This window comes from Holdemanella sp. MSK.7.32, from assembly GCF_024460475.1.
In the GTDB taxonomy this organism is placed as follows: Bacteria; Bacillota_I; Bacilli_A; order Erysipelotrichales; family Erysipelotrichaceae; genus Holdemanella.
The window spans coordinates 1-25,771 of sequence record NZ_JANFYN010000033.1 but is presented as its reverse complement, the minus strand read 5'-3'; the positions used below and the strand labels follow the sequence as shown (position 1 = coordinate 25,771).

Annotated in this window: 28 protein-coding genes; 6 read left to right on the top strand and 22 right to left on the bottom strand. The window is 34.2% G+C overall.

All coding sequences use genetic code 11. From position 1 onward, the window contains the following. Window positions 1-179 precede the first annotated feature (179 nt). Genes nth through murF form a run of 15 tightly spaced genes read right to left on the bottom strand, consistent with a single transcriptional unit; the run spans window position 180 to window position 12,584 of the window. On the bottom strand, window positions 180-806 hold the full coding sequence (nth, locus tag NE544_RS08395) for an endonuclease III (RefSeq protein ID WP_256269014.1): 627 nt from the start codon (window positions 804-806) through the stop codon (window positions 180-182). Further along, entirely contained in the window at window positions 803-1,342 is a 540-nt protein-coding gene (locus tag NE544_RS08390; protein ID WP_256269013.1) for a DnaD domain-containing protein, read from the bottom strand. Before NE544_RS08390 ends, nth begins: the two co-directional genes overlap by 4 nt. Further along, window positions 1,342-1,809 carry a hypothetical protein gene (locus NE544_RS08385; RefSeq protein WP_118115259.1) on the bottom strand — a complete coding sequence of 156 codons (468 nt, stop codon included), beginning with the start codon at window positions 1,807-1,809 and terminating at the stop codon, window positions 1,342-1,344. The genes NE544_RS08390 and NE544_RS08385 overlap by 1 nt, the downstream gene beginning before the upstream one ends. Before the next feature lie 18 nt (window positions 1,810-1,827). After that, the gene (locus NE544_RS08380; protein ID WP_117571118.1) at window positions 1,828-2,508 is read right to left on the bottom strand and encodes a 5'-methylthioadenosine/adenosylhomocysteine nucleosidase; all 681 of its coding nucleotides are present in this window, start codon (window positions 2,506-2,508) and stop codon (window positions 1,828-1,830) included. Beyond that, complete coding sequence (locus NE544_RS08375; protein ID WP_256269012.1) at window positions 2,505-3,215, bottom strand: class I SAM-dependent methyltransferase; 711 nt, start codon at window positions 3,213-3,215, stop codon at window positions 2,505-2,507. Before NE544_RS08375 ends, NE544_RS08380 begins: the two co-directional genes overlap by 4 nt. Then, window positions 3,205-3,543 carry a ribosome silencing factor gene (rsfS, locus tag NE544_RS08370; RefSeq protein ID WP_256269011.1) on the bottom strand — a complete coding sequence of 113 codons (339 nt, stop codon included), beginning with the start codon at window positions 3,541-3,543 and terminating at the stop codon, window positions 3,205-3,207. Before rsfS ends, NE544_RS08375 begins: the two co-directional genes overlap by 11 nt. A gap of 2 nt (window positions 3,544-3,545) precedes the next feature. Continuing rightward, the gene (locus NE544_RS08365; RefSeq protein WP_256269010.1) at window positions 3,546-4,562 is read right to left on the bottom strand and encodes a nicotinate-nucleotide adenylyltransferase; all 1,017 of its coding nucleotides are present in this window, start codon (window positions 4,560-4,562) and stop codon (window positions 3,546-3,548) included. Next, window positions 4,559-4,849 carry a YhbY family RNA-binding protein gene (locus NE544_RS08360; RefSeq protein WP_117571115.1) on the bottom strand — a complete coding sequence of 97 codons (291 nt, stop codon included), beginning with the start codon at window positions 4,847-4,849 and terminating at the stop codon, window positions 4,559-4,561. Before NE544_RS08360 ends, NE544_RS08365 begins: the two co-directional genes overlap by 4 nt. Further along, a complete protein-coding gene (locus NE544_RS08355; protein WP_117924333.1) occupies window positions 4,849-5,928 on the bottom strand; it encodes a GTPase in 1,080 nt (359 codons plus the stop codon). Before NE544_RS08355 ends, NE544_RS08360 begins: the two co-directional genes overlap by 1 nt. Next, on the bottom strand, window positions 5,921-6,445 hold the full coding sequence (locus NE544_RS08350) for a YqeG family HAD IIIA-type phosphatase (protein ID WP_154556081.1): 525 nt from the start codon (window positions 6,443-6,445) through the stop codon (window positions 5,921-5,923). The genes NE544_RS08355 and NE544_RS08350 overlap by 8 nt, the downstream gene beginning before the upstream one ends. After that, window positions 6,446-8,017: an NAD(P)/FAD-dependent oxidoreductase gene (locus tag NE544_RS08345; RefSeq protein ID WP_256269009.1), complete on the bottom strand. Its 1,572-nt coding sequence runs from the start codon at window positions 8,015-8,017 to the stop codon at window positions 6,446-6,448. A 4-nt stretch (window positions 8,018-8,021) separates the two neighbouring features. After that, entirely contained in the window at window positions 8,022-9,035 is a 1,014-nt protein-coding gene (locus NE544_RS08340; protein ID WP_256269008.1) for an acyltransferase, read from the bottom strand. Next, the gene (alr, locus tag NE544_RS08335) at window positions 9,032-10,183 is read right to left on the bottom strand and encodes an alanine racemase (protein ID WP_256269007.1); all 1,152 of its coding nucleotides are present in this window, start codon (window positions 10,181-10,183) and stop codon (window positions 9,032-9,034) included. Before alr ends, NE544_RS08340 begins: the two co-directional genes overlap by 4 nt. Then, entirely contained in the window at window positions 10,177-11,232 is a 1,056-nt protein-coding gene (locus NE544_RS08330) for a D-alanine--D-alanine ligase family protein (protein WP_117571109.1), read from the bottom strand. Before NE544_RS08330 ends, alr begins: the two co-directional genes overlap by 7 nt. After that, complete coding sequence (gene murF, locus NE544_RS08325) at window positions 11,229-12,584, bottom strand: UDP-N-acetylmuramoyl-tripeptide--D-alanyl-D-alanine ligase (RefSeq protein WP_117571108.1); 1,356 nt, start codon at window positions 12,582-12,584, stop codon at window positions 11,229-11,231. Before murF ends, NE544_RS08330 begins: the two co-directional genes overlap by 4 nt. A 384-nt stretch (window positions 12,585-12,968) precedes the next feature. Here murF and NE544_RS08320 point away from each other — a divergent pair, with 384 nt between their 5' ends. Continuing rightward, window positions 12,969-13,361, top strand: coding sequence for an HIT family protein (locus NE544_RS08320; protein WP_117571107.1), 393 nt, complete (start codon window positions 12,969-12,971; stop codon window positions 13,359-13,361). A 5-nt stretch (window positions 13,362-13,366) separates the two neighbouring features. On the opposite strand, the gene NE544_RS08315 is transcribed toward NE544_RS08320, so the two are convergent. Genes NE544_RS08315 through NE544_RS08305 form a run of 3 tightly spaced genes read right to left on the bottom strand, consistent with a single transcriptional unit; the run spans window position 13,367 to window position 16,890 of the window. Then, complete coding sequence (locus tag NE544_RS08315) at window positions 13,367-14,161, bottom strand: hypothetical protein (protein ID WP_256269006.1); 795 nt, start codon at window positions 14,159-14,161, stop codon at window positions 13,367-13,369. Window positions 14,162-14,171: 10 nt separating this feature from the next. After that, a complete protein-coding gene (gene recG / locus NE544_RS08310; protein WP_256269005.1) occupies window positions 14,172-16,145 on the bottom strand; it encodes an ATP-dependent DNA helicase RecG in 1,974 nt (657 codons plus the stop codon). Beyond that, window positions 16,135-16,890, bottom strand: a complete 756-nt coding sequence (locus NE544_RS08305; protein WP_256269004.1) for a hypothetical protein — start codon at window positions 16,888-16,890, stop codon at window positions 16,135-16,137. Before NE544_RS08305 ends, recG begins: the two co-directional genes overlap by 11 nt. A 136-nt stretch (window positions 16,891-17,026) precedes the next feature. Between NE544_RS08305 and NE544_RS08300 the strand changes: the two genes are divergently transcribed. The 5 genes from NE544_RS08300 (at window position 17,027) to NE544_RS08280 (ending at window position 21,560) form a co-directional block, all read left to right on the top strand. Continuing rightward, complete coding sequence (locus tag NE544_RS08300; protein WP_256269003.1) at window positions 17,027-18,085, top strand: M42 family metallopeptidase; 1,059 nt, start codon at window positions 17,027-17,029, stop codon at window positions 18,083-18,085. A 1-nt stretch (window position 18,086) separates the two neighbouring features. Further along, the gene (locus NE544_RS08295) at window positions 18,087-18,941 is read left to right on the top strand and encodes a DegV family protein (protein WP_256269002.1); all 855 of its coding nucleotides are present in this window, start codon (window positions 18,087-18,089) and stop codon (window positions 18,939-18,941) included. Window positions 18,942-18,945: 4 nt separating this feature from the next. Beyond that, a complete protein-coding gene (locus NE544_RS08290; RefSeq protein WP_117571101.1) occupies window positions 18,946-19,431 on the top strand; it encodes a peptidylprolyl isomerase in 486 nt (161 codons plus the stop codon). Continuing rightward, the gene (locus NE544_RS08285) at window positions 19,431-20,333 is read left to right on the top strand and encodes a LysR family transcriptional regulator (RefSeq protein ID WP_256269001.1); all 903 of its coding nucleotides are present in this window, start codon (window positions 19,431-19,433) and stop codon (window positions 20,331-20,333) included. The genes NE544_RS08290 and NE544_RS08285 overlap by 1 nt, the downstream gene beginning before the upstream one ends. A 111-nt stretch (window positions 20,334-20,444) precedes the next feature. Beyond that, window positions 20,445-21,560, top strand: coding sequence for a 5-methyltetrahydropteroyltriglutamate--homocysteine S-methyltransferase (locus NE544_RS08280; protein WP_256269000.1), 1,116 nt, complete (start codon window positions 20,445-20,447; stop codon window positions 21,558-21,560). A 13-nt stretch (window positions 21,561-21,573) separates the two neighbouring features. On the opposite strand, the gene NE544_RS08275 is transcribed toward NE544_RS08280, so the two are convergent. The 4 genes from NE544_RS08275 to nrdG all read right to left on the bottom strand — a co-directional run bounded on the left by NE544_RS08275 (window position 21,574) and on the right by nrdG (window position 25,548). Then, window positions 21,574-23,781 (bottom strand): HAD-IC family P-type ATPase, encoded by a 2,208-nt coding sequence (locus tag NE544_RS08275; protein ID WP_256268999.1) that lies wholly within the window; start codon window positions 23,779-23,781, stop codon window positions 21,574-21,576. 72 nt (window positions 23,782-23,853) lie between these two features. Next, entirely contained in the window at window positions 23,854-24,321 is a 468-nt protein-coding gene (locus tag NE544_RS08270) for a hypothetical protein (protein ID WP_256268998.1), read from the bottom strand. A gap of 8 nt (window positions 24,322-24,329) precedes the next feature. Further along, window positions 24,330-24,977 carry a 2-C-methyl-D-erythritol 4-phosphate cytidylyltransferase gene (gene ispD / locus NE544_RS08265; RefSeq protein ID WP_117571096.1) on the bottom strand — a complete coding sequence of 216 codons (648 nt, stop codon included), beginning with the start codon at window positions 24,975-24,977 and terminating at the stop codon, window positions 24,330-24,332. A gap of 49 nt (window positions 24,978-25,026) precedes the next feature. After that, window positions 25,027-25,548: an anaerobic ribonucleoside-triphosphate reductase activating protein gene (gene nrdG, locus NE544_RS08260; RefSeq protein WP_117571095.1), complete on the bottom strand. Its 522-nt coding sequence runs from the start codon at window positions 25,546-25,548 to the stop codon at window positions 25,027-25,029. Window positions 25,549-25,771: the final 223 nt, after the last annotated feature.

The window sequence follows — 25,771 nt, the reverse complement described above, 5'->3', positions numbered from 1 at the left end:
TCAAAGATCAATTTAAAACTAACTAAAAATCTAGTTATTTTATATTTTCAAACTTTTTCATAAATAATACTTGAATTTTATATAGTTAGCTCCCCATTTAAATAAGCATCCACGATTTCGGTATTTATAATCATATTCCATTCTCCTTTATACAGAAAAACACTACAATTGTAGTGCTATTATTTCTCATATTTATCTTTCTTACAAAAGCTTTTAAAAGGACATCTTTCACATTCTGGATTTCTTGAATGACAAAGATAACGCCCAAAAAATATAAAGTCATGATGACCTTGATTCCATCTTGAACGATCGATCTTTCGCTTTAATTTTTCCTCAACCTTTTCAACCGAATCATTATATTTAGCTAAACCTAAACGCTTACTGACACGATTGACATGGGTATCTACCGCAAAGCTAGGAATATCAAAAGCTACGCTACGAACGACATTCGCTGTCTTTCTTCCAACACCTGCTAAAGACATTAAATCCTTATATGTGTAAGGTACTTGGCCATGATATCTTTCAACTAAATCTTTACTTAGATTTGAAATGGAGCGAGCCTTATTCCGATACAAACCAATTCTTTTAATGTATGGCTCTAATTCAGAAACTGTAGCCTTTGCCATCGTTTCTGCCGTAGGATATGCCTTGAATAATGCTGGCGTTACCTTGTTGACCATCGCATCCGTTGTCTGTGCACTTAATACGACCGCAACAATCAATTGAAATGGGGATTCATGATACAATTCGCACTTGGCATCCGGAAAAATCTTCTCCATTTCATCCAAAATTTCATTCGCATTCATCGCTTACCATTCTCTAAATCTTCTGTTGACAAACCTTTTTGTTGCCAATTCTGAAGAATTCTTTCAATATAATTTAAATCGCAAACTTCATTACATACAGCTTCATTTAATGCACAAATCACACGACGCTCATCATACATACTGGCCATATCAATAATTCTTTGCATTTCCGTTGAAGATAGCGGACGTGCAAACTCCATTTCAAACTGCTCTAATAAAGAACGATCAATGGAAGTATCACTGGCTTTAGAAAGTTCAAAGATACCTTCAATATTAAAAATCAAAGATCCATTCGCATAGTCTAAAGTCAAATAGCCTTTATCCGATAATTCCGTAAAAATATCTTCCACTTCATCCACACTGATTTTTAATTTTTCACTAATCAATTCATGATCAATTGAAATATGCTGCTGGTTGAAAAAATCAATCAACAATACGACCAATATTTCTTTAGGTTCTAAAACCAAATCTTGTAGATGATCAATGATCCAAGTTCTACGATCTACATAAGGTGCATTAAAATCAAAATCAGCCATTATCGTATCTTCCTTTCATAAACACGTTCAAAACTATCATAATCCAATAAAATCAATTTATTCGATCCGCGAATCTCATATACCGGATTGTTGTAGCCATATCCAAGTGCAATCGAATCACACTTGATGTTATAGTTCTTTTTCGCAATGCGTTTTGCCTTTTTATAATTCAAAGTTTCAATATCTCTTGAAGTAATCAATTCAGACTTCGCATTGTACCAATACAAAGTTGTATCATCATATCCCTGATATGTTATGTAATCAAAGACATGCTCACTCAAGCCTTGGATATTCTTATTTTGTTTAATTATTTTTTCAATTCTTTGCGCATAAATCTGTTCCTTAACACGATTCGGTCCACTAATAAACTCAGACCAAATCAAAAGTAATACAAGAACAAGAATGATGACCAATGCCATTGTCGTTGTTGTTCCATGCTGTCTTTTACGCTTATGCTTTAGTCCCATTCTTACCCCTCCTTTTTACTATATACGCATCAACCAGTTTTCAATCAATTTAGCCGATTGTGCACTTGCTTTAGAAACATAGGTTGAAAATTCCATTGGATTTTCATTATGATGCACAACATCACTTAGTGAGCGCACAATCACAAATGGAATATTAAATTGTGTGGCAACAGCACCAATCGCTCCTGCCTCCATTTCTGAACAAATTGAGTCTGGGAAATTATTCATTAATTTTTCAAAATCCTCATCTCTAGACATAAATAAGTCTTGAGAAGCAATTGTACCTACATGATAGCGAATCTGCATAGCCTTTGCCGCTTCAATACAACTTTGGCTCAATTTTTCATGACTATTATACACCAATCCAACACCAGAAGGACCATCTAATGGACTTGTATCATAATCGGCTTGTACAACCTTATCACTAATCACAATATCCAACACTTGCTCATCCTGCGTTAATCCACCAGCTGTACCCACATTAATAATGCTGTCGATATTTCCTTGCATACACAAAATTGTACAAGACATAGCCGCATATGCCTTACCTACACCGCTCTTACATAAGACTACATCTTTGCCTTGCCATTTTCCATATGTTAATGTGCATCCCGCAATTGTCTTCGTATGATCTACTAAGTCCATACGCTTTTCAAATTCATGAATCTCAGCATCCATTGCCGCTACAATACCAATCATTCTTGTACCTTCTTTCTACATACATAAAAATACTTTTCACCAGGCGCAATCCCCTCAATATCAAAATCCGTTGTGACTTTTAAAACATCAAAATATTTCGACAAAGTATCATTCAACCATGTTGGATCATATACTCTTTGAATATGATGCTCCTGAACCACTTTGTCTTTCATATAAAACGCAAAATCCTGATATACATAATCATCTTCTGCCATAATTGACCATTGATATTGACAACCATCTTCAAAAGCACCTGTCTCATTATATTCCGAATCAAATTCATCTAAACGATCTAACGAATGTGTATCGAAGAAGAAAAGTCCATTTGGTTTTAAATGTTGACTGACTTCATGAAAGAACGCATCAATTTCTTCTTTCTCTAAAATATAGTTAAAACTATCACACAAACAGAAAATACCAGAATAAGATCCTAAATTACTTAAATTACGCATATCTTGACATAAGAATTGAATGGAACCCTCTAAGTTTTTACTCTTAGCCTGCTTCACCATTTCTTCACTCAAATCAAGTGCTGTCATCGTATAGCCTTTTTTTGCGAGCATCTCAGTGATCTCACCACTACCACACGCAAGTTCTAAACAATCACAAGGTGCAAGTTCACTCTCAATCCAAGATACCCATTCTCTAGATGCCTCTTCATCTTTTACTAAAGCATCATAATAATGTGCCAATGTATTATAAATCATACGTTTTTACTGGAACATCCGAATATAAACGATCCAGATTATAAACCTGCCTTTCTTCATTCACAAATAAATGGACTACAACATCTTTTAAATCAATTAAAAGCCATTTTGAACCAGAGTCACCCTCAATATGCATATCCCCCATATATCCAGCTTCTCTTAAACGATCCTTAATGTTTTGTGCAATCGCATTATTCTGACGAATATTTGTAGTTGAACAAACAATCATTGAATCCATAAATGGAGTCAAACTCGTTACATCATATACACGTACATCTTGTGCTTTCTTTTCACAGATCGCATGAACTACAATATCTAAAATTTCCATGTTTATCCTCTCTTTAAATACTCACGATTTTGTTGAACCACCAAATCAAATCCTTCTTTAATATCTTTGTTACAAACCTCAATCAATTTAGTAGAATCATATCCACGCAATGGATCTAATTTATCTGCACAAAATACCATCATCGCATATGGATCTTGACTCGTTCCTAATACATGATGATAAATCGCATTATAGATAATTGGATTATCAATTAAAAAGATATCTTTCGTGACAGCAGCTCCGACAAAACCATGCCATACAGCTACAGGATATTCCATGTTTTCAGGACACACACTCTGCATCCATTTTAACATTTCATCCTTTGGCATATATTTAGCTATATCATGAAACAAACCAATATAATACGCAATATGCATATCATATCCATTGTTCAACGCAAACTCTTCACAAAGTTTGGCAACCGATAATGAATGCTTATATCTTTTTTCTGTCAATCTAGAAGCCACAAAATTCTTCACATACAATCGATTTCGATAGATATAACGCAACACTTCTTCAGGCAAATAATTCAACTTATTTCCCATTCGAATCTCTGAACTAGAAACAGGAACCGCCGGCATTGTCATACACGCAATATCATACTTTGAATCAGAAAGCTTTCCATCCCTATCAAAACATACAAAATGAGCCATCTTCACAAGTTCATTCGGATTGTGCCACTTGTCAAACTGCATCAATTGATCATTTCCTATGATCCAATAAAATTCATGTTCCGGATATGTTTCAATCAATTTCTTTAGCGTATCATACGTGTAACTTTTACCTGCTCTTTCAAGTTCAAGTGTACAAACTTTAAATTTTTGGTTTTTCTTAACCACCAAATCAATCATAGCTAAACGCTCTTGATCCAATGTCAGATCATGATCTTTTAAAGGCGTACTAGACGTTGGCATAAACCATACTTCATCTACACCTAATCCCTGCAAAGACTGATTGGCCATTTGAATATGCCCATCATGTATAGGATCAAAAGAACCTCCTACAATGGCAATTCTCATTTTTTAAGCCCCAATTTATTTTCTTTACTTCTTCTATACAACAAGAAAGTATGTCCTACAATATGAACCACTTCACTACCTGTTGCACTTGCACACTCAATAGCTGCCTCACGCACATCGACTGGACATGTCTTTAATAAATTACATTTTACTAATTCATGTGCCTCCAATGAATCGGATAAAGTATCCATTAAATTATCACTTAAACCATCTTTTCCTATTTGGAATAACGATCTATACTCCATTCCTAATTTTCTTAAATATTTTTTATTTTGACTCGTTAACATTAAATCATCGCCTTTCTAAACGTTACCTGAATACCTTTATGTACTTTTACATATACATCTTTTACTTGTCCACTAATACAGAACCATCCAATACCATGAATACAAACATCCATCTTTTCTCCCTCAAGCTTAGGTGCATGGAACGTATGCATCGTTAATAAGGATGTATCTACACATGGCACTAACATACCATTTAAATGTTTTTGCCACAACGCATCCGCATTACTTAATTTTCCCCTATGAATCGATAAAGAACGAGAGAAATATCCAACTACTGTTGCCTTACCACTCACTACCACATCAAGTCTAGCAAGTCCTGCCGCCGCAAAGGACTGATCCTCAAAAATTTGCGAAACAAATGGTCGAATTGGTTTTGTTGGAATGACCGTCTTTAAATCTTTAGGCTGTAAATGCGTTAATAAAGAATGCGTATTCTCAATACCGGGCGTATCATAAATTGTATAATCCTCAAAAGGAATTGGAACTAAATCTAATGTAGTTCCAGGATTTTGAGAAGTCGTTAAATCTTTCGATGCCAATAAATGATTCAATACAGTGGATTTTCCTGCATTGGCAACACCCATAAAAATCACATTTCGATTCTTACGATATTTCAAAATTGCATTCACAATACGTGATGAGTATTCTCTAGATTTATCATTTTCCTTTAATAGATAGCCACAAATCACAATATCTTTCACAACAATATTTTCTTCGTGAAGACGATGCTTTACAAAGTTAATGATTTTTTCATCTGTTAAAGTTGTAGGCAAGACATCGCGCTTCGTTAATACCATCACAATATCTTTACCTGGAAGTTTTTGATTCAAACGCGAAATTAAGTTAGCCTCAAACGCAAATAAATCCACAACCCAGAAAACCACACCATCAATCTTATTGATTTTTTCTAATGTTGCGTTGGATTCAATTCCCTGCTGCATATTGATTGTCACATCGCCATAATGACGAATGCGATAACATCTTTGACAATAAGAAGCATCTAAAGTAGGAACATAGCCTAATGCATTTTCATCTTCGTTTTGTAGTAAAACACCACAACCCTTACAATATTTAGTCATCAAAGTCACCTCGCTTCAATAATTTTTTCTTTTCTAAATAACCATATATTAATTCTTCAAAGAAACGAAATACTTTTGTGATATTTCGATCCTTTATCGCAATAGGAGCCGTTAAAATTGTATAAAGCCCCCAAATATTTCCACCCAATATATCCGTATACATTTGATCACCTAATATCGCAATCTGATTTGCCTTTAGGCCATGGTCTCTCATTGCCTTTTTAAAACAAAACGGAAATGGTTTACACGAAAATGGATATGTATTTGAAACTGGAAGATGCTTACCAAAATTCTTACCTCTAGAACTTGGTGAATTTGAACATAGTGCAACCTCAATTCCATTCATTTTTAATTTATTTATAAAATCAATCACATCCTGATTCGGACATTCTTCATCATACGCCACAAGCGTATTGTCAATATCACAAAGAAGTAATTGAATTCCCATTTCATGAAGTTTTTGAATGTTCAAAGTTTTAAAACTTTGAACATAATAATTCGGAGCAAATATATTCATTTAAAACTCCCCTTTGGCAAAGTATTCAATCAAATGCTCGGCACTACGAATACCATCAATAGCACTTGTCATAATGCCACCTGCATAACCACTACCTTCACCGCTTGGATAGATACCTTGAATATTCGAAACATAAGATTCTTTATCACGAACTAAACGCACGCTGCTACTGCTTCTTGATTCTACAGCACTTAATATGGCTCCACTAGAAACAAAGCCAGGCACTTTCTTTTCAAAATGCTCTAACGCCTCATGCAAGGCTAGGTTGACTTCTTTAGAGAATAAATCGTTCAAATCACAAAACGTTGTACCAATCGAATAGGTTGGTAATACCGATTCAAATTGATTTGATATTATATTTTCTAAATAATCCTTCGCAAGTTGTACGCATGCCTTATAATCGTGTCCCATTTCAAAAGCTTTCTTTTCCAAATCTTCCTGATATTTTAACCCGGCAAACAATTCATTACCATAATCCGAATCATTAATTTGCACAAGCAATGCACTATTGGCATTTTCTCCACTACGACTCGCATAAGACATTCCGTTCACAACCAATTGATCTTTTTGGCAAGAACTAGGAATAACGTAGCCACCTGGACACATACAGAATGTATATACACCTTTTGAATTGGATGCCGTATACGTCAATTGATAACGGGCTGGAATCAATCTTTCATCTTGACTATATTCATGAAGCATAGCCTCATTGATATATTTTTGTTTATGTTCAATACGAACGCCAACCGCAAACGGTTTATTTTCGACATGAATACCATGTTGATGAAGCATTAAAATGGTATCACTTGCACTATGTCCAGTCGCAAGAATTAAAGCATTACAATCTACCCATTGTTGATTGAAATAGATTTGTTTCAAAGTACCATTTTCCACTTTAATATCTTCTAACTTTGTATCAAAATAGAAGGTTCCTCCCAAACGTTCAATTTCTTCACGACAATTTCGAATAATCGACAAGAAGGCATCTGTACCAATATGAGGATGCTGATCAATTAAAATATCCGGCTTTGCCCCAAAAGAAACAAGTTCCTCTAAAACTTTACGACATAATGAATCTTTCGATCTTGTCGTTAACTTTCCATCACTAAAGGCACCCGCGCCACCTTCGCCAAATTGAACATTGCATTCTTCATCCAATTGTCCATTTTCCCAAAAAGTTTCTACTTTTTGTTTACGAACATCTACTTTTGATCCTCTTTCTAAAACAATCGGTTTATAGCCAGATTGTGCAAGAATCAGAGCTGCAAACATACCTGCAGGACCAAACCCAACGACAACGGGTCTAGCCAATAATGCATGTTTTCCACTCATTACTGGATGATACGTTTCATCGGGTGTTAGAGAAACGTCTTTTAGCTTTAAAAGCTTCTTTTCATTTTTAACTTTACAATCTACGACATACGAAAATAAGACCTTCTGGTGACGTGCGTCCACACTTTTTCTATGTACGTGCCACTGCAAAAGGTCTTCTTTACGGATTCGCAGTTTTTTTAAGATTTGTGCCTCAATTTCATTTTCATTGGCACATTTCACCTGAAATAATCGAATCATAAGCTTACAGTAATTTTTTTAAGATCGGATATTGATCCTGATAACGCGTCACAAAACCTGCCAAACATTGTGCACATGCCAAAGTTAAGAAATAAACAACTAAATGTGCATGTGGCATCAATGCCAAAAAGATTTTGGCAAACAAAATATGTGAAGTATAAATCATCAATGAATCATGACGTAAAATCGTAAACATTTTACGGTATGGAATATTGATTTTTAATAAATAATTCACTAAGAAATAAATAGAGGGAATCAAACAAATATACATACTTGTTAAATCTCTTAAAATACCGAAATGACGATATAAAGATACTTCCGCAAAGAATAATACAAAACTTATCAAGAAACCAATCAAGCTAACCTTTTTAGGCAAGCGACGCGTTCTTGAAAGTAATAACCCAATCGCAATGAACATAGGACCAAAGAAAATTCCATTTCTTGCGGTTGACAATGTTTTTGTAAAGAAACCAAAGAAGAAGGATACACCTGGAATACTTTCCCAAATTGGTGTATATACATTAATCAAGTAACCTACAAAATATAATATAAGCGTTATCAACAATGTGAAATTCAAGCCTTTTTTCTTATACAAGCAATACACAATTACGTCCGCTAACATTAAGGCTGGTAAAAACCACAAATGATAATAACTTCCATTCAAGAAAAAATCTCTCACATATGTAAATAAATACTTAATTTGGAACCCGGTGTGCGTATAATCAAAAATCGTATATGGCAAATAAATAATTGTCCAAATCAAATAAATTCGAAATAAACGAATCAATGCCTTCTTTAAACGAGTCTCATTTAAATCTTCATTTTCTGAATCATAGTTTCTAAAAAAGAAGAATCCACTTGTCGTAAAAAAGAATGGAACCGCCAAACGACATACAGTATGAATAAAGTACGTATTAAATGTTTCAGAAATCTCTAAAAATGGAAATGTATGAATACATACAACTAATAAAGCCGAAACATAACGCGCAATATCTATCGATGCATACTGTCTTTTCATGAGCGCACCTTTAATCTAGGTACACGCGAAGAAATCGAAGTTAGTGTCTCATTGTTGATAGTCTTAGCCGTACGACTAATTTGATCAACAGTAACGACTTCATTTCCTTGATGACCTACGATACACACTACATCGCCCTCTTTTACATCATCTACTTCTGTAACATCAATCATACATTGATCCATACATAAGTTTCCAATCAATTTACATCTTTGGCCATGTACTAACACTTCAAATCCCTGATTCGATAAAAGACGTGGTAAACCATCCGCATATCCAATACTCATTGTCGCAACTTTTGTTGGTTTTTCAGCCACAAAATGACGACCATAACTTACACTTTGTCCAGGATATATCCATTTCACCAAACTAACATTGGCATACATAGACATAATTGGAATAAAGTCTGGATTTGTTTGGATTGGAATTTGATCATCACTCGTCACACCCATATAAAGTAGACCCGGTCTACAATATTCATATTCCAGCTCTGGATAGTTTAAAATTCCATAACTATTTTGAAGATGACGAATACCTGGATCAATACCTTGAGATTTCAATAAATCAATAACTTCATCAAATAATTGAATTTGTTTGGTCGTAAATGATCTACAATTCTCATCCAAACAATCACTCACAGGAAAATGCGAGAAGATGCCTTCTACGCATAGATTTTCCATACGATACTCTTCATAAATATCTTCTATATGTTTATCTTGTTCTTGATAAACAATTCCCGTTCTGCACATACCTGTATCTACTTTACAATGACAACGAATCTTTACATTATTTTCCTTGGCATACGCATTTAATTCTCTTGCATACTCAATAGAAATCAAAGATTGAACAATATTTTGTTCATGAAGATAGTGAAAATGCATACTAGGTGTATATCCTAAAATTAGGATATTATCTTGAATTCCTGCATTTCTTAAGTTCAAAGCCTCATCCACACTCGAAACGCCAAAATAATCCACTCCACATTTTTGTAAAGCCTTAGCACATGCGACATCACCCAAACCATACGCATTGGCTTTGACGATACCCATAATTTTTGTTTTCTTTACGAGCTTTCTGACTTCTTCTACATTATGCGCAATCGCATCATAGTCGATTTCTGTCCAAGCCCGACTATAAGCTTCTAACATGCTCCAATAGTCCTTTGCATAGCTAATTCAATTAGCTTATCAATTAAATCCGCAAATTCAATTCCAGCTTCTTTCATCATAGAAGGATAACGAGAAGTAGCCGTTAATCCTGGAATTGTATTCAATTCATTTAAAATCACTTCTTTATCTTCTGTCACAAACATATCTACTCGTGCCATACCACAGCAGTTCATCGCAATATAGGTTCTACGAGCTAATTCTTGTGCTTCTTTAAATGTTTTTTCATCAATACGAGCCGGACAATAAATAGCTGCTCCCTTCATTTCATACTTACCTTCAAAATCAAAGAATCCACCATTAATTTCAATTTCATCCACTGATCCTGTAAAGATTTCTTCATTTCCCATAACAGCACAACCAATCTCAAAGCCCTTAATTACTTTTTCAACTAAGATCTTACCGCGACCATCATAGAAGAAAGCATCTTTACATGCACTTTCAAATTCTTCTTTATCATTCACAAAATGAACCCCATAGCTACTTCCTGCATTGCATGGCTTAACAATCCATGGTAATGGAATCTCTTCTTGAATCTGTTCAAATGTAGGATTTTCTCGATTTGCGTATAAACAAATATAATCTGCACACGGAATATTTGCTTCCTTACAAAGAATATGCATGATTTCTTTGTCCATTGACATAGCACTTGACATTACATCACAGCCTACATAATGAATATTCATCAGTTCAAGCAATCCTTGAATCAATCCATCTTCTCCATTTTTTCCATGTAGTACTGGGAACACACAATCCAATTCAATCACTTTGTTTGAACCATCCAAAGGCATGATTCCACCATTTACCCATGCACAAGATACACAAGTTTCTTCACTTTGCCATGTATCATGTTCAATCGAATCCACATCTCCATTATATAAATAGAAATGTCCATTTTTATTAATTCCAATTAAAGTCATATCATAGTTATCAGCATGAATCTGACGTAAAAAAGAAGCGACAGAATGCAATGAAACAGAATATTCACTACTTTGTCCTCCAAATATGACACCTAAACGTAATTTACTCATTGTTTTTTCCCCCTAAATGCATCTACTAACGTATCCATTTTCATAGCTCTTGAACCCTTGATCAAAACAATACAATCTTGATCTAACAAAGGTTTAACAGCTTCATATATCTCATCTTTTGTTTCATACCACTTTCCATTAAAACCATCACTTGTTTCTCTAGAAAGAGGTCCCGTACAATATAGTTCGTCTACACCTTTTTGTTTAGCGTATTCGCCCACATCAAAGTGCAATTGTTTTTCTTCACTTCCAAGATCTAACATATCCGATAAAATGGCGATATGTTTTTGCGCAGGCAATTCCATCAATGTATCGATAGCTGCCTTTGCACTTTCTGGATTTGATTTATACGTATCATCTAAAATATACGCATTTGAAACTGGAATTAGCTGTGTACGCATCTTTGTCATTTCTAAATCAGCCAATCCTTTTAAAATAGATTCCTCTTTTAATTGACAAGCCTTTGCGATAAAAATACACGGCAATGCGTTCATGGCCTGAAAATCACCAAATGCACGTAAATGAACAGGTGCATCTAGAATATTGCAGTTAAAAACAATTCCTTCTTTATCATATTTAATATCACTTGTGATAGAAACATCTCCACCTTGACCAAAAGATACGATTTTCTTATTTTCTGTATTCAAAGTAGGAAGAACCTGCTTTATTTCTTCACTTTCATGATTATAAAGGAATAAGCCATTTTCTTTTAATCCCTCTAAAATTTCACATTTTGCCTGCGCAATCTGAAGTCTACCGCCCAAATTTTCCATGTGAGCTGAACCTACAGAAGTAATCACAGAAATATCTGGCTGTGCAATTGAAGTCAACTGCGTAATTTCGCCTTTGTTTTCCATACCCATTTCTAAAATCGCAACTTCAATATCTTCATCAAAGTCAAAAATAGTTAATGGAAGACCAATTTCACTATTACGATTTCCCTGTGTTTTTTGTGTTTTTTTCTCTTGTGAGAAAATACTATATAACATATCTTTACAACTCGTTTTTCCGTTAGAACCCGTTACACCAATTACTAATGGACGTAACTCATCTAAATACGCTTTTGCAAGATCTTGCATAGCTTTAAGCGTGTCATCAACTAAAATAACTGGAAAATCCGGATATGGAAGATGATCCTTTTGCCACAAACTAATCAAAGCACCATCTTCAATTGTTTGTTTGGCAAATACATGTCCATCTACCCTTTGACCAATAATTGGTACATATAAAACATCTTTTGTCACCTGTCGTGAATCAATCACAACACCATGTATTTTTCTTGTATCATCAATATCACCATGCACAGTTGCATGCATCATATTTGTTATTTCCTGAATGGTTTTTACAATCATCTCAAAACCTCCGCTTAGTTTACATTATAGCATAAAACTAGTTCTCAATATTTATAATTCATGAAAAATCCAAATTTTCCCATTTTTGACACTCGCAAGCACTATCAATTATGTAAAATGAGTCAAAAAAAACAAAAAAGTGGGGTGAAAATACTAATTTTGTGTTAAATCACATATTTTCCCACACTTTTCACATTTTGTTTGACACAACTTATGGTATACTTCTATACAAGCAAGGAGTTTGAAGACCTTGCCGGTATGAAATCAGTAAATGGTATTCATACTATTTTCTATCCCCTTATTGAAAAGCCAGACACCCCCTTAGTCTGGCTTTTCATTTTATCTAAAACGATGTATTATTTTTAATAAGGAGGACGTATACTTATGTGTATTTTTTGTATGATCGCTAATGGTGAAATTCCAAGCAATAAAATCTATGAAGACGAAAGTGTTATCGCTTTTCTAGACATCAACCCTACTTCTTATGGACATACGCTTGTTGTCCCAAAAGAACACTGTGATTCTTTTTTAGATTGTCCAGATGAAACACGCAACCATGTATTTGAAGTTGCTAGTAAGCTTGCCAACAAATTGGAACAAACTCTACATTGTGATGGCATCAACATTTTAAGTAATGTACATGAAGCTGCAGGACAAAGTGTTAACCATTTCCATGTTCATTTGATTCCACGTTATAAAGATAACGATAGTGTTACCATTGAATTTCATGAAATTGAAAAACCAGATTTTGAAGAATTAATGAATAAACTAAAATAAAGAAGTCAATTTGATTTGACTTCTTTATTTATTTGTTCAATTTGATATTTTAATGAATATATACGATTCACATATCCACTAAAATCTTTTCCATCCAATTCATCTTGCGTTAAATACGCCTTTTCTCCATAGATATTATGCGTATCTATCGAATCTGAATCATTAATATTTGGAATACATACCATGTAATATAAGATTTCAGACGCATAATTCATTTGTACAATATATACAAATCGATCACTATTATTTTTTTGATTTGATTTTAAATAAGCCGAATAGACAATCTTCATTTTATCAAGTCCAGGCGCCTTATCTTCTTTACCATCTATAGTATATATAGATTCTTGATTATCTTTTACATAATCTATAGCTGCATCTTTCCCATCCTGAATCAATGCTTTTGGAATATCCTCTAATGCACTATAACGATTGGCAAGTCCCTTAACCACCACATCGGTTTCAACACTTTTTGGCTGATAATGATATTGATTGGCTAAAGCCTCATCATACGTTGCCGTTACATGAATTGTATCTCCATTTGATAAATCTGTATTCGGACTGACTTCATATTGAACAGAGTTCAAAAAATCCTGTGTTCTTTGATTTAGATCTCCCTGTTTAGCACTTACTGTCACACTCGCATTTCCATTTTCTCCAACATACGTATATTGCGCATTTGCCATAATATCAATTTCAACATTACGCAAAAAGAAGAAGTAAGCAATCAAAACAAGAATGCATATCATACTCAATAAGCACATAAAATATATAGCTTTATTCTCTATCTTCTGTTTATCCATTGTAAAACTCCTAATCAAAATACTGTGCACTTTCAATAGCCCTTGAAATATACAACAACAAATCCACATCCACTTGATCTTGTATGATTTCTTTCGCATCATGAATACACGTTTCCATCATGGCCTGGTCTTTTTCAAAATCACCAAACACAAGACAAGGCATACCACTTTGTCTTATCCCTAAAATATCACCTGGACCGCGCATATGCAAATCATAATTGGATACTTCAAAGCCATCCTTTAATTCTTCCATCTTTTTTAAGCGTTCAATAGCCTGAGGATCACTCGATGCCGACAACAAGAAGCAATACCCCTGTTTTTTATCACGTGCCACACGTCCTCTAAGCTGATGCAAAGTACTTAAGCCAAAACGATGCGCATCATAAATGACCATCACACTCGCATTGGCCACATCAATTCCAACTTCAATAACCGTTGTAGAAACAAGGATATCCAATTCATGTTTAGAAAACTTCTCCATCGTTTCTTCCTTTTCCTGACTTGTCATTTTTCCATGAAGCAAGCCAATACGTATATCTTTTAATGTCTTTGTCATGCCTTCATAAATTTCAAATACATTACGCATTTTAAATTCATCATTCTCTTCAATGGCAGGACACACGACATAACATTGTCTTCCTTCTTGAATATATTTCAATACATCTTTTAAAACTGGCGACATACTTGAAGTTTTAAAATACTTTGTGACAACACTCTTTCTTCCTTTAGGCATTGTATGAATTGAACTAATATCCATATCACCATATAAGAAATGCGCATACGTTCTAGGAATCGGTGTAGCTGACATCATTAGAAAATCAACACACTTGCCTTTTTCTAATAAAGACCTTCTTTGTTTCACACCAAAACGCTGTTGCTCATCCGCAATCACAAGTCCTAATTTATTAAAAATAACATTTTCTTGAAATAAAGCATGTGTCCCTACCACATTTAATATTTCTCCATTCTCAAGTTTCGTTAAAACTTCTTTCTTTTCCTTAGCCGGTAAACTCGAAACATATAAAGTCGCATCTAAACCTAATTTATGCATATTATCTACATGTTGGCGGGCTAAGATTTCGGTTGGTGCCAACAAAGCCGATTGATACCCAGCTAGCTGATTGGCATACATGCTAATTTGAGCAACAATTGTTTTTCCACATCCAACGTCTCCTTGAACAAGGCGAAACATGACATTTGTGCTCTTTAAATCATATAGAATATCGTCAATACTTGAAAGCTGATCCTTCGTTAACTCAAAAGGAAGATCTGAAATCCATTTCTTTACTGTTGCCATAGAAAATTTCTTAGCTTTTTTAATTTCCTTCTTTTCGTGCATCGACTGCATTACGCATTGAAAACATAGAAACTCTTCATACTTCAATGTACGAATTGCGGCATGCAGCTGCTTTTCATTCTCTGGAAAATGAATCCATTTATAAGCCGTAGATATATCTAACAACTTATACTTTTCAATATACCTTTGTGGTACTCTTTGAGGCAAAACATCCACATGTTTAAGGGCCTCTTTCATAATGGCCTGTATATCCGATTGCTTCAAGCCTTCAATCAATGGATATACTGGATGTAAGCCTAATTGTTGATCTAAAGGTTTAAAATTATAAGTAGAAGCTACCACATTATTATTCCCTTGATATTGTCCATAAATTGTAATCGTCTTGCCAAAACCAAATTGAGATGGCCATGGACGATTGAATAAAGTAATGTTTAATTCTTCATTCCATGACATGACTTTAAACTTAGTCATCGAACGATTCTTAGATAAACGAATCACTCTTGCGGTTGAACAAATCAAGCCTTGGAATACAACATTTTCCTTTTCATTCCATTGTGAATAGGGCAATGTTTGAACCGTATCATAACGCAAAGGATAATACTTCAATAGATCCTCAACCGTTAAGATATTCATCTTTACTAAAAGACCAAGTCTTCGACCGGTAATTTTCAATTCATTAATCTGCATCTAAAAGACTTCCTACATAAGAAACATAATTCAATTCAAGAATGCAATAGAAAAAGCCCATTAAAAAATTCACAAACAAATAAGTAAACATAGCTGCAAGACTCGACTTAAAGCTAACTCCCAAGAATAAATACATCATCCAAGACATCATAGGATTACCCATATACATAGATCCAACTAAAATACTTTGGGCATTAAAGCCTTGTGCTGCACTAAATAAACCTCCAGACATTGTATCAAACACAACAATACAGATTAGTAATGTACAATACCAGTTCAACATGGATTTCTGGTGTTTTTTTAGTGCAAAAGGAATAAATTCCTTTAAGTTTTTATCGTGAATCAATCCATAATAGAAAATCAACTGGAATGGCACCATCATAACTAAGCAGAATGCACTAATAAGTTGTAACACTAACATTAAGCTTGTATTATTTGCGCAAACATTCACTAGATTTGTAAGAATTCCACTCACAATTAAAATATAAATACCTTGTAGCACTAACACTTTCAAAATTGCAGATGCGCAAAAATTTTGTTTCTTCCATATCTTTGTGCAAATAAAATAGAAACCTAAACTCGACAATAAACTTAATACGACTTCTAGACTTTGTCTAAGATATACATTCATACCTGAGGCACTCATCATTAAATAGGCAATGTTATAGACAAAGCATAAGATCAAAGTTAATACGATTGTTTTATATATACTTCTGAAATGTAGTTTTGACATTATTTTTTTCATGCAAAAATCTCCTTTTTTGGTAAGATACAATTATTCTAGTCCTTTGTCCAAATACAAATTCATTCAAATGACCAGAAACACATCCACAAATATGTATCTGTGCTATAATATTAACAAATTTATGGAGGAAATGTATATGAATTCAAAAATTAAACGAATTATTGACTTCTCAACTGCCTTTGGACCAAGTGGCATGGAAGATGAAGTATCTAAATTGGCCATGGAAGATGTCAAGGATATTTGTGAAGTTCATGATGATACAATGCGTAATACGTATATGCACTTTAAACAAGACAAAGAACATGAAACAACGATTCTTTTGGATGCACATGCCGATGAAGTTGGTTTTATTGTACAAGCCATCAAGCCAAATGGTACAATTCGCTTTTTACCATTAGGTGGATGGGATCCAAAAAACATTGTATCTGGAGAAGTCTGGATTCTTAATGATAAAGGTGAAAAGATTTCGGGTATTGTCGCAAGTCAACCAGTTCATTTCTTATCTGAAGAAAAGCGTAATGGAAAAGTAGATTTTGATGATTTAGTAATCGATGTAGGCGCAACAAGTGCTCAAGAAGTAAAAGAAGAATTTCATATATCTGTAGGTAACTTCATGTGTCCTGCCGTTACATGTAAATATGATGAAGCACATAAGATTTTCTTAGGAAAAGCCTTTGATTGTCGTATAGGCTGTGCAGCCGTAATGGATGTACTACACCAATTAAAAGATGTAAGTCACAACATTGAAGCCACATTAACAACACAAGAAGAAGTCGGCGAAAGAGGCATGGACACAGCAATCAAAAACTTAAATCCTAACATTGCGATTTGTTTTGAAGGATGCCCAAGTGATGATACATTTGAACAAGACTACATGATCCAGTCTGCCTTGAAAAAAGGTCCAATGTTACGTTGGTTTGACCGTTCTTATATCACAAGCCCTCGTTTTATGCGTTATGCGATTGATTTGGCTCATGAAAAGAATATTCCTGTACAGGAAAGTGTAAGAAAAGGTGGAGGAACCAATGCAGGAATTACTCACCGCTATAACATTCCAACCATCATTATTGGTATTCCCGTTCGTTTTGCGCACGCTTCCTTTGGAATCTGTTCTGAAGAAGATTATGATAATGCTGTAAAACTTGCGGTTGAAATCATCACAAACATCGACGCTCAAACTATTCGAGGATTCTAGTATGGAAAAAATTGCCGTCGTAACGGATACAGGTTCCAATCTATCTTTTGAACAGGCAAAAGAATTGGGTATTTACCTGCTTCCCTTACAAATCACAATTGACGAAACAACATACCAAGATACATTAGAAATTTCAACACAAGATATTTATAAAGAATTAGCCAAGGGGAAAATGCCAAAAACAAGCATGGCAACCTATCAAAAAATCTATGATTTATTTGAAGAACTAAAAAAAGAATACGATGCTGTATTTGCGATTCCATTGACAAATGGATTATCCACAAACGCTTCAACCATGCAAAGTATTGCACGAGAATTAGAAATGAATGTCCATGTAATTGATATGTATTCAACTTGTGAATTAGAAAAACATGTTGCGATTTGGATCAAGGAATTAGTCGATGCAAACAAATCATCTGAAGAAATATTAGAGATTATTCGACCTGCAATCGATGAATCCAACTCATTGATTCTTGTCAAAAATCTTCAACATTTAAAACGCGGCGGAAGATTAACACCTATGGCTGCTACACTTGCGGGTTTATTAAAGATCTATCCTGTTTTACATATAAATAAAAGTACAGAAGGCAGAATCGATGTATTAAATAAGGTTCGCACAGAAAAAAGAGCCGATGCCTATGCGATTGATAAAGTCATGAATGATATTGATATAGAACATACAAATATCTATATTATTCACTCAGATTTTTTAGAGGGTGCCAACCATTTTAAACAATGTTTTATCGAAAAGGGTGTACCTGAACAAAATATTCATATAGACTATATTAGTTCTGTAATTGCCGTACATACTGGTCTTGGTTGTATCGCATTACAATATATAAGAAAGGAAAACTAAAAACATGGAAACCAAAAATATTTTAATCACAATGAAAAATGGAGATCAAATCAAAGCTGAACTATATCCTGAGATTGCTCCAGAAACGGTTGAAAACTTTTTGAATCTAATCGAAAAAAAATTCTATAACGGATTAACTTTCCACCGTGTTATTAAAGGATTTATGATTCAAGGTGGATGCCCAATTGGAAACGGAACTGGTGGCCCAGGTTATACAATTCATGGAGAATTTGCTTCAAATGGATTTAAAAACGATTTAAAACACACTCGTGGAGTTTTATCTATGGCACGTGCTATGGATCCAAATAGTGCAGGAAGTCAATTCTTCATTATGCACCAGGATGCACCTCATTTAGATGGTGAATATGCTGCGTTTGGTAAAGTTATTGAAGGTATGGAAAATGTAGATAAAATCGCAAAGACACCTACTACTTTCAATGATCGTCCAAGAAATCCTCAAGTGATTGATACAATCACAATTGTTGACTAATGACGTTGCAACAATTGCGCTACGTGATCCAGGTCGTTGAATCTGGATCTTTTAATTCCGCAGCCAAAGCCTTATTTATTTCACAACCATCTCTTTCGAAATCCATTCATGATTTAGAAGAAGAAATGTCCATCTGCTTATTTGTTCGAACAAATAAAGGTATTCTTCTCTCTGAACAAGGAGAAAAATTTCTAGGCTATGCTAGACAAGTCATAGAACAAGCTAACTTACTTGAAGAACAATATAAAAACACATTCCCTGCAAGAACTGTATTTGCGATTTCAAGTCAACACTATGCCTTTGTGGTAAATGCGTTTGTCGCCTTAGTCAAAGAATACAATCAAAGTGAATATGAATTTTCTTTAAGAGAACAAAGAACATACGATATTATCGAAGATGTAAAGAACCATCGAAGTCAATTAGGCATTCTTTATCTTTCACATTTCAATCGTGAAGTCATTCAAAGTATCTTAAAGAAAGAACATCTTACATTCACCAAATTATTTGAAGCCAACCCCCATGTGTTTGTTTCTAAGACAAATCCTTTATCCCATAAAAAAACAGTGAAAATGGAAGATTTAGAGAACTATCCCCGTCTAACTTATGAACAAGGAATCAATAATTCCTTCTACTTTTCCGAAGAATTACACAGTACTCAGCCATCTAAAAAGAGTATTGTTGTTTCAGATCGCGCCACATTATTCAACTTATTGATTGGACTAAACGGATATACGATTTCTTCAGGTATTCTAAGCACGGATTTAAATGGAGACAACATTGTATCCATTCCACTTGATAGTGATGAAGTTATGGAAATAGGCTATATTAGTGATGGAGTTTTATCCAACATGTCAAAAAACTATCTAAATCATCTCATTCAATACATTGAAAAGACCAAGTGAAATTGGTCTTTTATTATAGTTTTTAACTATAACAAACTAAAGAATATTTCAATTATTCTATATACTATAAATATGATAGACTTAACACACACGAAAGTTGAGGAATTTATTATGACAGTTCAAACACCTTATAGATATGATGTAGTTGGAAGTTTTTTAAGACCTGAAAAACTAAAACAAGCTCGTAAAGATTATGGGTCTAAAAAAATTTCAAGAGAAGAATTGACCCAAATCGAAGATGAGTGCATTACAGATTTAGTTCAAAAAGAAAAGGCAGCCGGCCTACACGTCATCACAGATGGTGAATTCAGACGTGCTACATGGCACTTGGACTTTATGTGGGGATTTGATGGCGTATCTCATACACCAACGAAAACAGGCCTTCCCTTCCATGGAGAAGCCGCTATGATTGATGATACATATATCACTGGAAAAGTTGGTGTGAGTGGTACACATCCTTTTGTAGAGCATTTCAAGTTTTTAACTCAATTCGAAGACGAAAATACGATTGCCAAACAAACCATTCCTGCTCCAGCACAATTTTTGGAACAAATGATTCTTCCTTTTGCACTAGAAAACACTAAAAAATATTATGAAGATACGGAAGAATTGGTTCAAGACATTGCGAAAGGATATAAGGTTGTCATTCAACAATTATATGATGCAGGATGTCGATGCATTCAATTCGATGATTGTTCATGGGGTATGTTGGTGGATGAAAAAGCGCCATTATTCTTCCAAACAGATCAAGAAGGTTTATTAAAAGTTCAAGAATTATTCTTGCGTATCAACAATCTTGCGATTGAAGGAAAACCTGAAGATCTTACAATTAACACACACGTATGTCGTGGTAACTTCCACTCTACATATGCATCTAGTGGTGCTTATGATGCTGTCGCAAAAACATTATTTGCGAAAGAAAATGTGCATGCCTATTTCTTAGAATTTGATGATGCTCGTTCTGGTGGTTTTGAGCCATTAAAAGAAGTTACACCCGATAAAAAAGTTGTACTTGGTTTAGTTACTACAAAGTTAGCCAAATTAGAAGACAAAGAAACAGTAATTGCCCGTATTAAAGAAGCAAGCCAATATGTCCCTTTAGAAAATTTGTGTCTAAGTCCACAATGTGGTTTCGCCTCATGTGAAATAGGAAACAAATTAACTGAAGAGCAACAGTGGGCTAAAGTAAAATTGGTTAAAGAAATTGCCGAAGAAGTATGGGGATAGAAAAAAGTTTGGATTAATTTCCAAACTTTTTCTTTTTGTGATTTATTTTTTTTAAAATTATTTTTACCCAATTTGATACAAGCGTTAGTATAAAAGGAATCAGACATACATTTAAAATCACATAGATAATTTCATACCATTGTAAGTGAACAATATAGAAAAAGTTCTTACATAAAATGATTGAACCGGCAAATATTACTGACATGATTGTAACCAATATTTTTCTTAGCATTGTCATTGGCACACATACTCGTATCAACACCATAAGTGCATTGACTCCGGCAAGAATTGTACACATTGTTGAATATTCATTAGGTGAAATATAAACAAAATGGCCTAAGATTGAAACACCAATTACACTACAAATTACACATATAGCTCCTGGCAATGCTTTAGATATGACATTTCTTAAGAAATTTCCTTTTACAATATTTCCGTTTGGTTCAAGCGTTAATATAAAGCTAGGAATTCCAGTTGCCAAGGCAGAAATCAAAGTCAATTGAATAGGTTTAAACGGATAGTTTTTTAAACATACAAGTGTTAATAAAGAAAGTCCAATTGAGAAGATTGTCTTCACCAAAAATAAAGAGGCTGTTCTTTGAATGTTATTAATAACACAACGTCCTTGATATAAAATAACAGGTAATGTATTCATTTGGTTTTCTAATAAAACTAGGCTCGCCACACTTTTACATGCTTGTGAACCCGAACCCATCGCAATAGAACAATCCGCTTCCTTTAATGCCATAACATCATTTACACCATCACCCGTCATTGCGACAGTTTTATTTCTTCTTTTTAAAGCTAACACAAGTTCCTTTTTTTGTTCTGGAGTAACACGTCCAAAAATCGAATACGAATCTACAACCATTTCTACATCCTTTATAGTAGACATATCAATACTTTTTGATGTAAAGCCTGCTTTTCTAGCTAAAGCTTCCACTGTTCTAGGATCATCTCCTGAAATAATTTTTATATCCACGCCTTGTTTTTTAAAGAAATTTAAAGTATCTTTGGCATCTGGCCTTAATTCATCACGAAGGCAAATATAAGCCAAAACAGCATTATCTTTCATCAAAACTACTACACGCATAGCTAGAGACGTATAGTCTTCAATATGTTTTTCTACATCCAAATCTATTTCTTTGGCGATATATGAATACGCTCCTAATTTATATTCTCCATCTTCAAATGTCACGCTCGAATATTTTCTTTGACTTGAAAACGGCAAATAGGATACAACTTTCTTATAATTTCTTGCCTTAAAATAGTTTCTTATCGCTATAGCTGTCGCATTGTCATCTGGTAAAGCCTGCATCATATCGCCTAGAATTCCGTCGACATTTTCAATTTTTTCAACATGACAAACACTTAGTTTTCCTTGCGTCAATGTACCAGTCTTATCTAAACATAGTGTATCTGTCCTAGCTAAGGTTTCAATACAATATAGTTCCTGTACTAAAACCTTTTGTTTACCAAGCTTATAAGCACTGATTGCCAATGCAACACTAGTTAAAAAGACAAGTCCTTCGGGAATCATGCCTACAACGGCAGCCACTGTATTTAAGGTTGCGGTTGTATAATTTGTTTTAATAAGCTGCTTAATGAACAAAACACATCCCAATGGAATTAAAATATATGTACACCATTTTATAATCCAATCAATTGAATCTCGTAACTGACTCGGATAACGTTTAAAACGCTTAGCATGTTTTAAAATCGAATACGCATATGTATCTTGTCCTACTTTGTCTACGTGCATCCAACATTTTCCTGAAATCACAAAGCTTCCACTAAGTAGTGAAGAATTTTCTTGTTTATATACCGCATCACTTTCACCCGTCAACATGGATTCATCGCATTCAATATTTCCAGATATAATATGACCATCAAAACTGATTTCATCGCCAGCATATAATACGAGAATATCGTTGACTTTCACTTCTTCAACGCTTAATTCCAGTTCAGTATTATTTCGAATCACATGAATCTTTGTCTGATTTAATAAAGAAAGCTTATCCAACATATGTTTTGAACGAATTTCCTGGAACAATCCAATCGCCATATTTAAAATGACCGTAATCATAAAGAGCATATTACGATAAGATCCCGTAAAGAATACAAATATAGCTAGAACAACATTAATTCCATTAAATAAAGTAAACACGTGTTGTTTAATTATTTCTTTATAGCTTTTCGATAAATTATTTGAGTTATGCATATATCTATTGTACTACCTTTTAAAATATGAAATTATTAAGATTCTATTAAAAATGATACGACAATAGCCGTATCATTCAATAGATTCTAGTGGTGTATCCGCAAGCGCAACAGCTTGGGCATAAGATGTAATTGCCAAGTTGGATTCAATAGCTTTTTGTAGGCAGAACATCAATAATCTTGTATCAAATGCCTGCAAGTCTTTATCAAAGTTAATAGCCGGATATTTTGATAAATGATCTAATAATATATCTACGTTTTCTTTTGTATGTTTTGTAGAAATACCAGTCACAACAACATTTTCTTGTTTAACAGCCTTTAAGCCATTCAACAATGCTACATACGGTTTATCTGGTCTTTGTACAAGCATCACCTTATTTTTAGGAGATGAAGCCAGTCTTAATGTCCATACACTCTTGCAGCTCACAACAATTTGCGTACAATTTTCATCATTCGCAAACAAATCAATTGTTTCTAATAATTTGTCATACGTATCTTCTACTTCTTTACAATCATCAAATACCAACGCTGAATATTCCATCTTTATACCTATCCTTTCAAATCTTCTGGCAAAGTTATTTTTTTATTTGTGAAACTTGATAATACCACTTTTACTCTCGCCTTAGAAAACCACTCTACAAGCTGAGCATCGTCTGTTGCCTGCACTTGTTTATTCCTTGCAAGTTGGTGACACTCCTTAATTAAATCCGTTTTAAAACATTGCGGTGTCTGTGCATGATATACAAGCTTTCTTTCTAATGATTCCTTTACATAACCATCCACAACAATCTTTGTCGTATCCACACTAGGTACCATTAATAAACAGGCATCCTCTGTTTCTAAAGAATGTTTCAAATCTAAAATCCACTTTTTTTCAACAAAAGGTCTAGCCCCATCATGAATCATAACATAATCTTGATCTACGATTTGTAATCCGTTGTATACACTATCTTGTCGTGTTTGTCCTCCTGTTACAACTTGGATTCGAGAATCATATAAATAGTTTTCAGTAACATAGTCCTTTTCATAATCCGCACAAACTAAAACAACCTGTTTACAATCTTCATCTGATAAAAAAACAGACAGACTCTTATTCAGTACAGTTTGTCCATTTTCAAAAGTATAAAATACTTTATTGTAATCTAAATTCGTTCGACTGCCTCTTCCAGCAGCTAAAACAATCACACTATAGTTCATGGATTCATTATATCAAATTTTCTTAACAATTGATAAAAAAATTGGAAGATTAAACTTCCAATTCAATTACCTCTTGTTCTTTCAAAGATTTCTTCATATCAATAAGCCTTTGGTTTCTTGAACCACGAAATGCCAATGTGATATCTTTTTCTTCTTCTTTAAATGGACCATCCACTAAAACATCCAATAACGACAACATTTCATCCGTTACTTCACAATGTTTTCGTCCACCATCCAACAAGTCTTGATCTAAAACAAAGCCTGTAAAAGACCAAATATTCTTTTCTGGTAATTCTTCACGAACACGACGAAGCAATTTAACTAATTCTCTTTGATTCTCCGGCTCAAAAGGCTCTCCACCAAGTAATGTCAAACCTGAAATATGGCTTGGTTTTAAAGCATCAATAATTTCATCTTCTGTTTCCTTTGTATAAGGCTTACCATAATCAAAGTTCCATGTTTCTGGCTGGAAACAATTTTTACAATGATTTGTACATCCCGATACAAATAGTGTCACACGCACCCCTTTACCGTTCGCAATATCGTTTTTCTTTATATTTCCGTAGTACATAAAACCTCCCAAGAAAAGACTTTCCAAAGGAAAGTCACACGTCTAAATAACGTGCCCGGTTCGTCTCCAGTCGTCCGGTAACATTTCAATATCTACTCCATCTTTCTGAATCATTTGGTATCCCGATCCATTCAGTCTTTAGCGATGGAGTTTTTATTGTATGCTTTTTTATAAATACTTCAGAATTTCATCCATGATCTATGTACCTATCATCCAGTAAGAT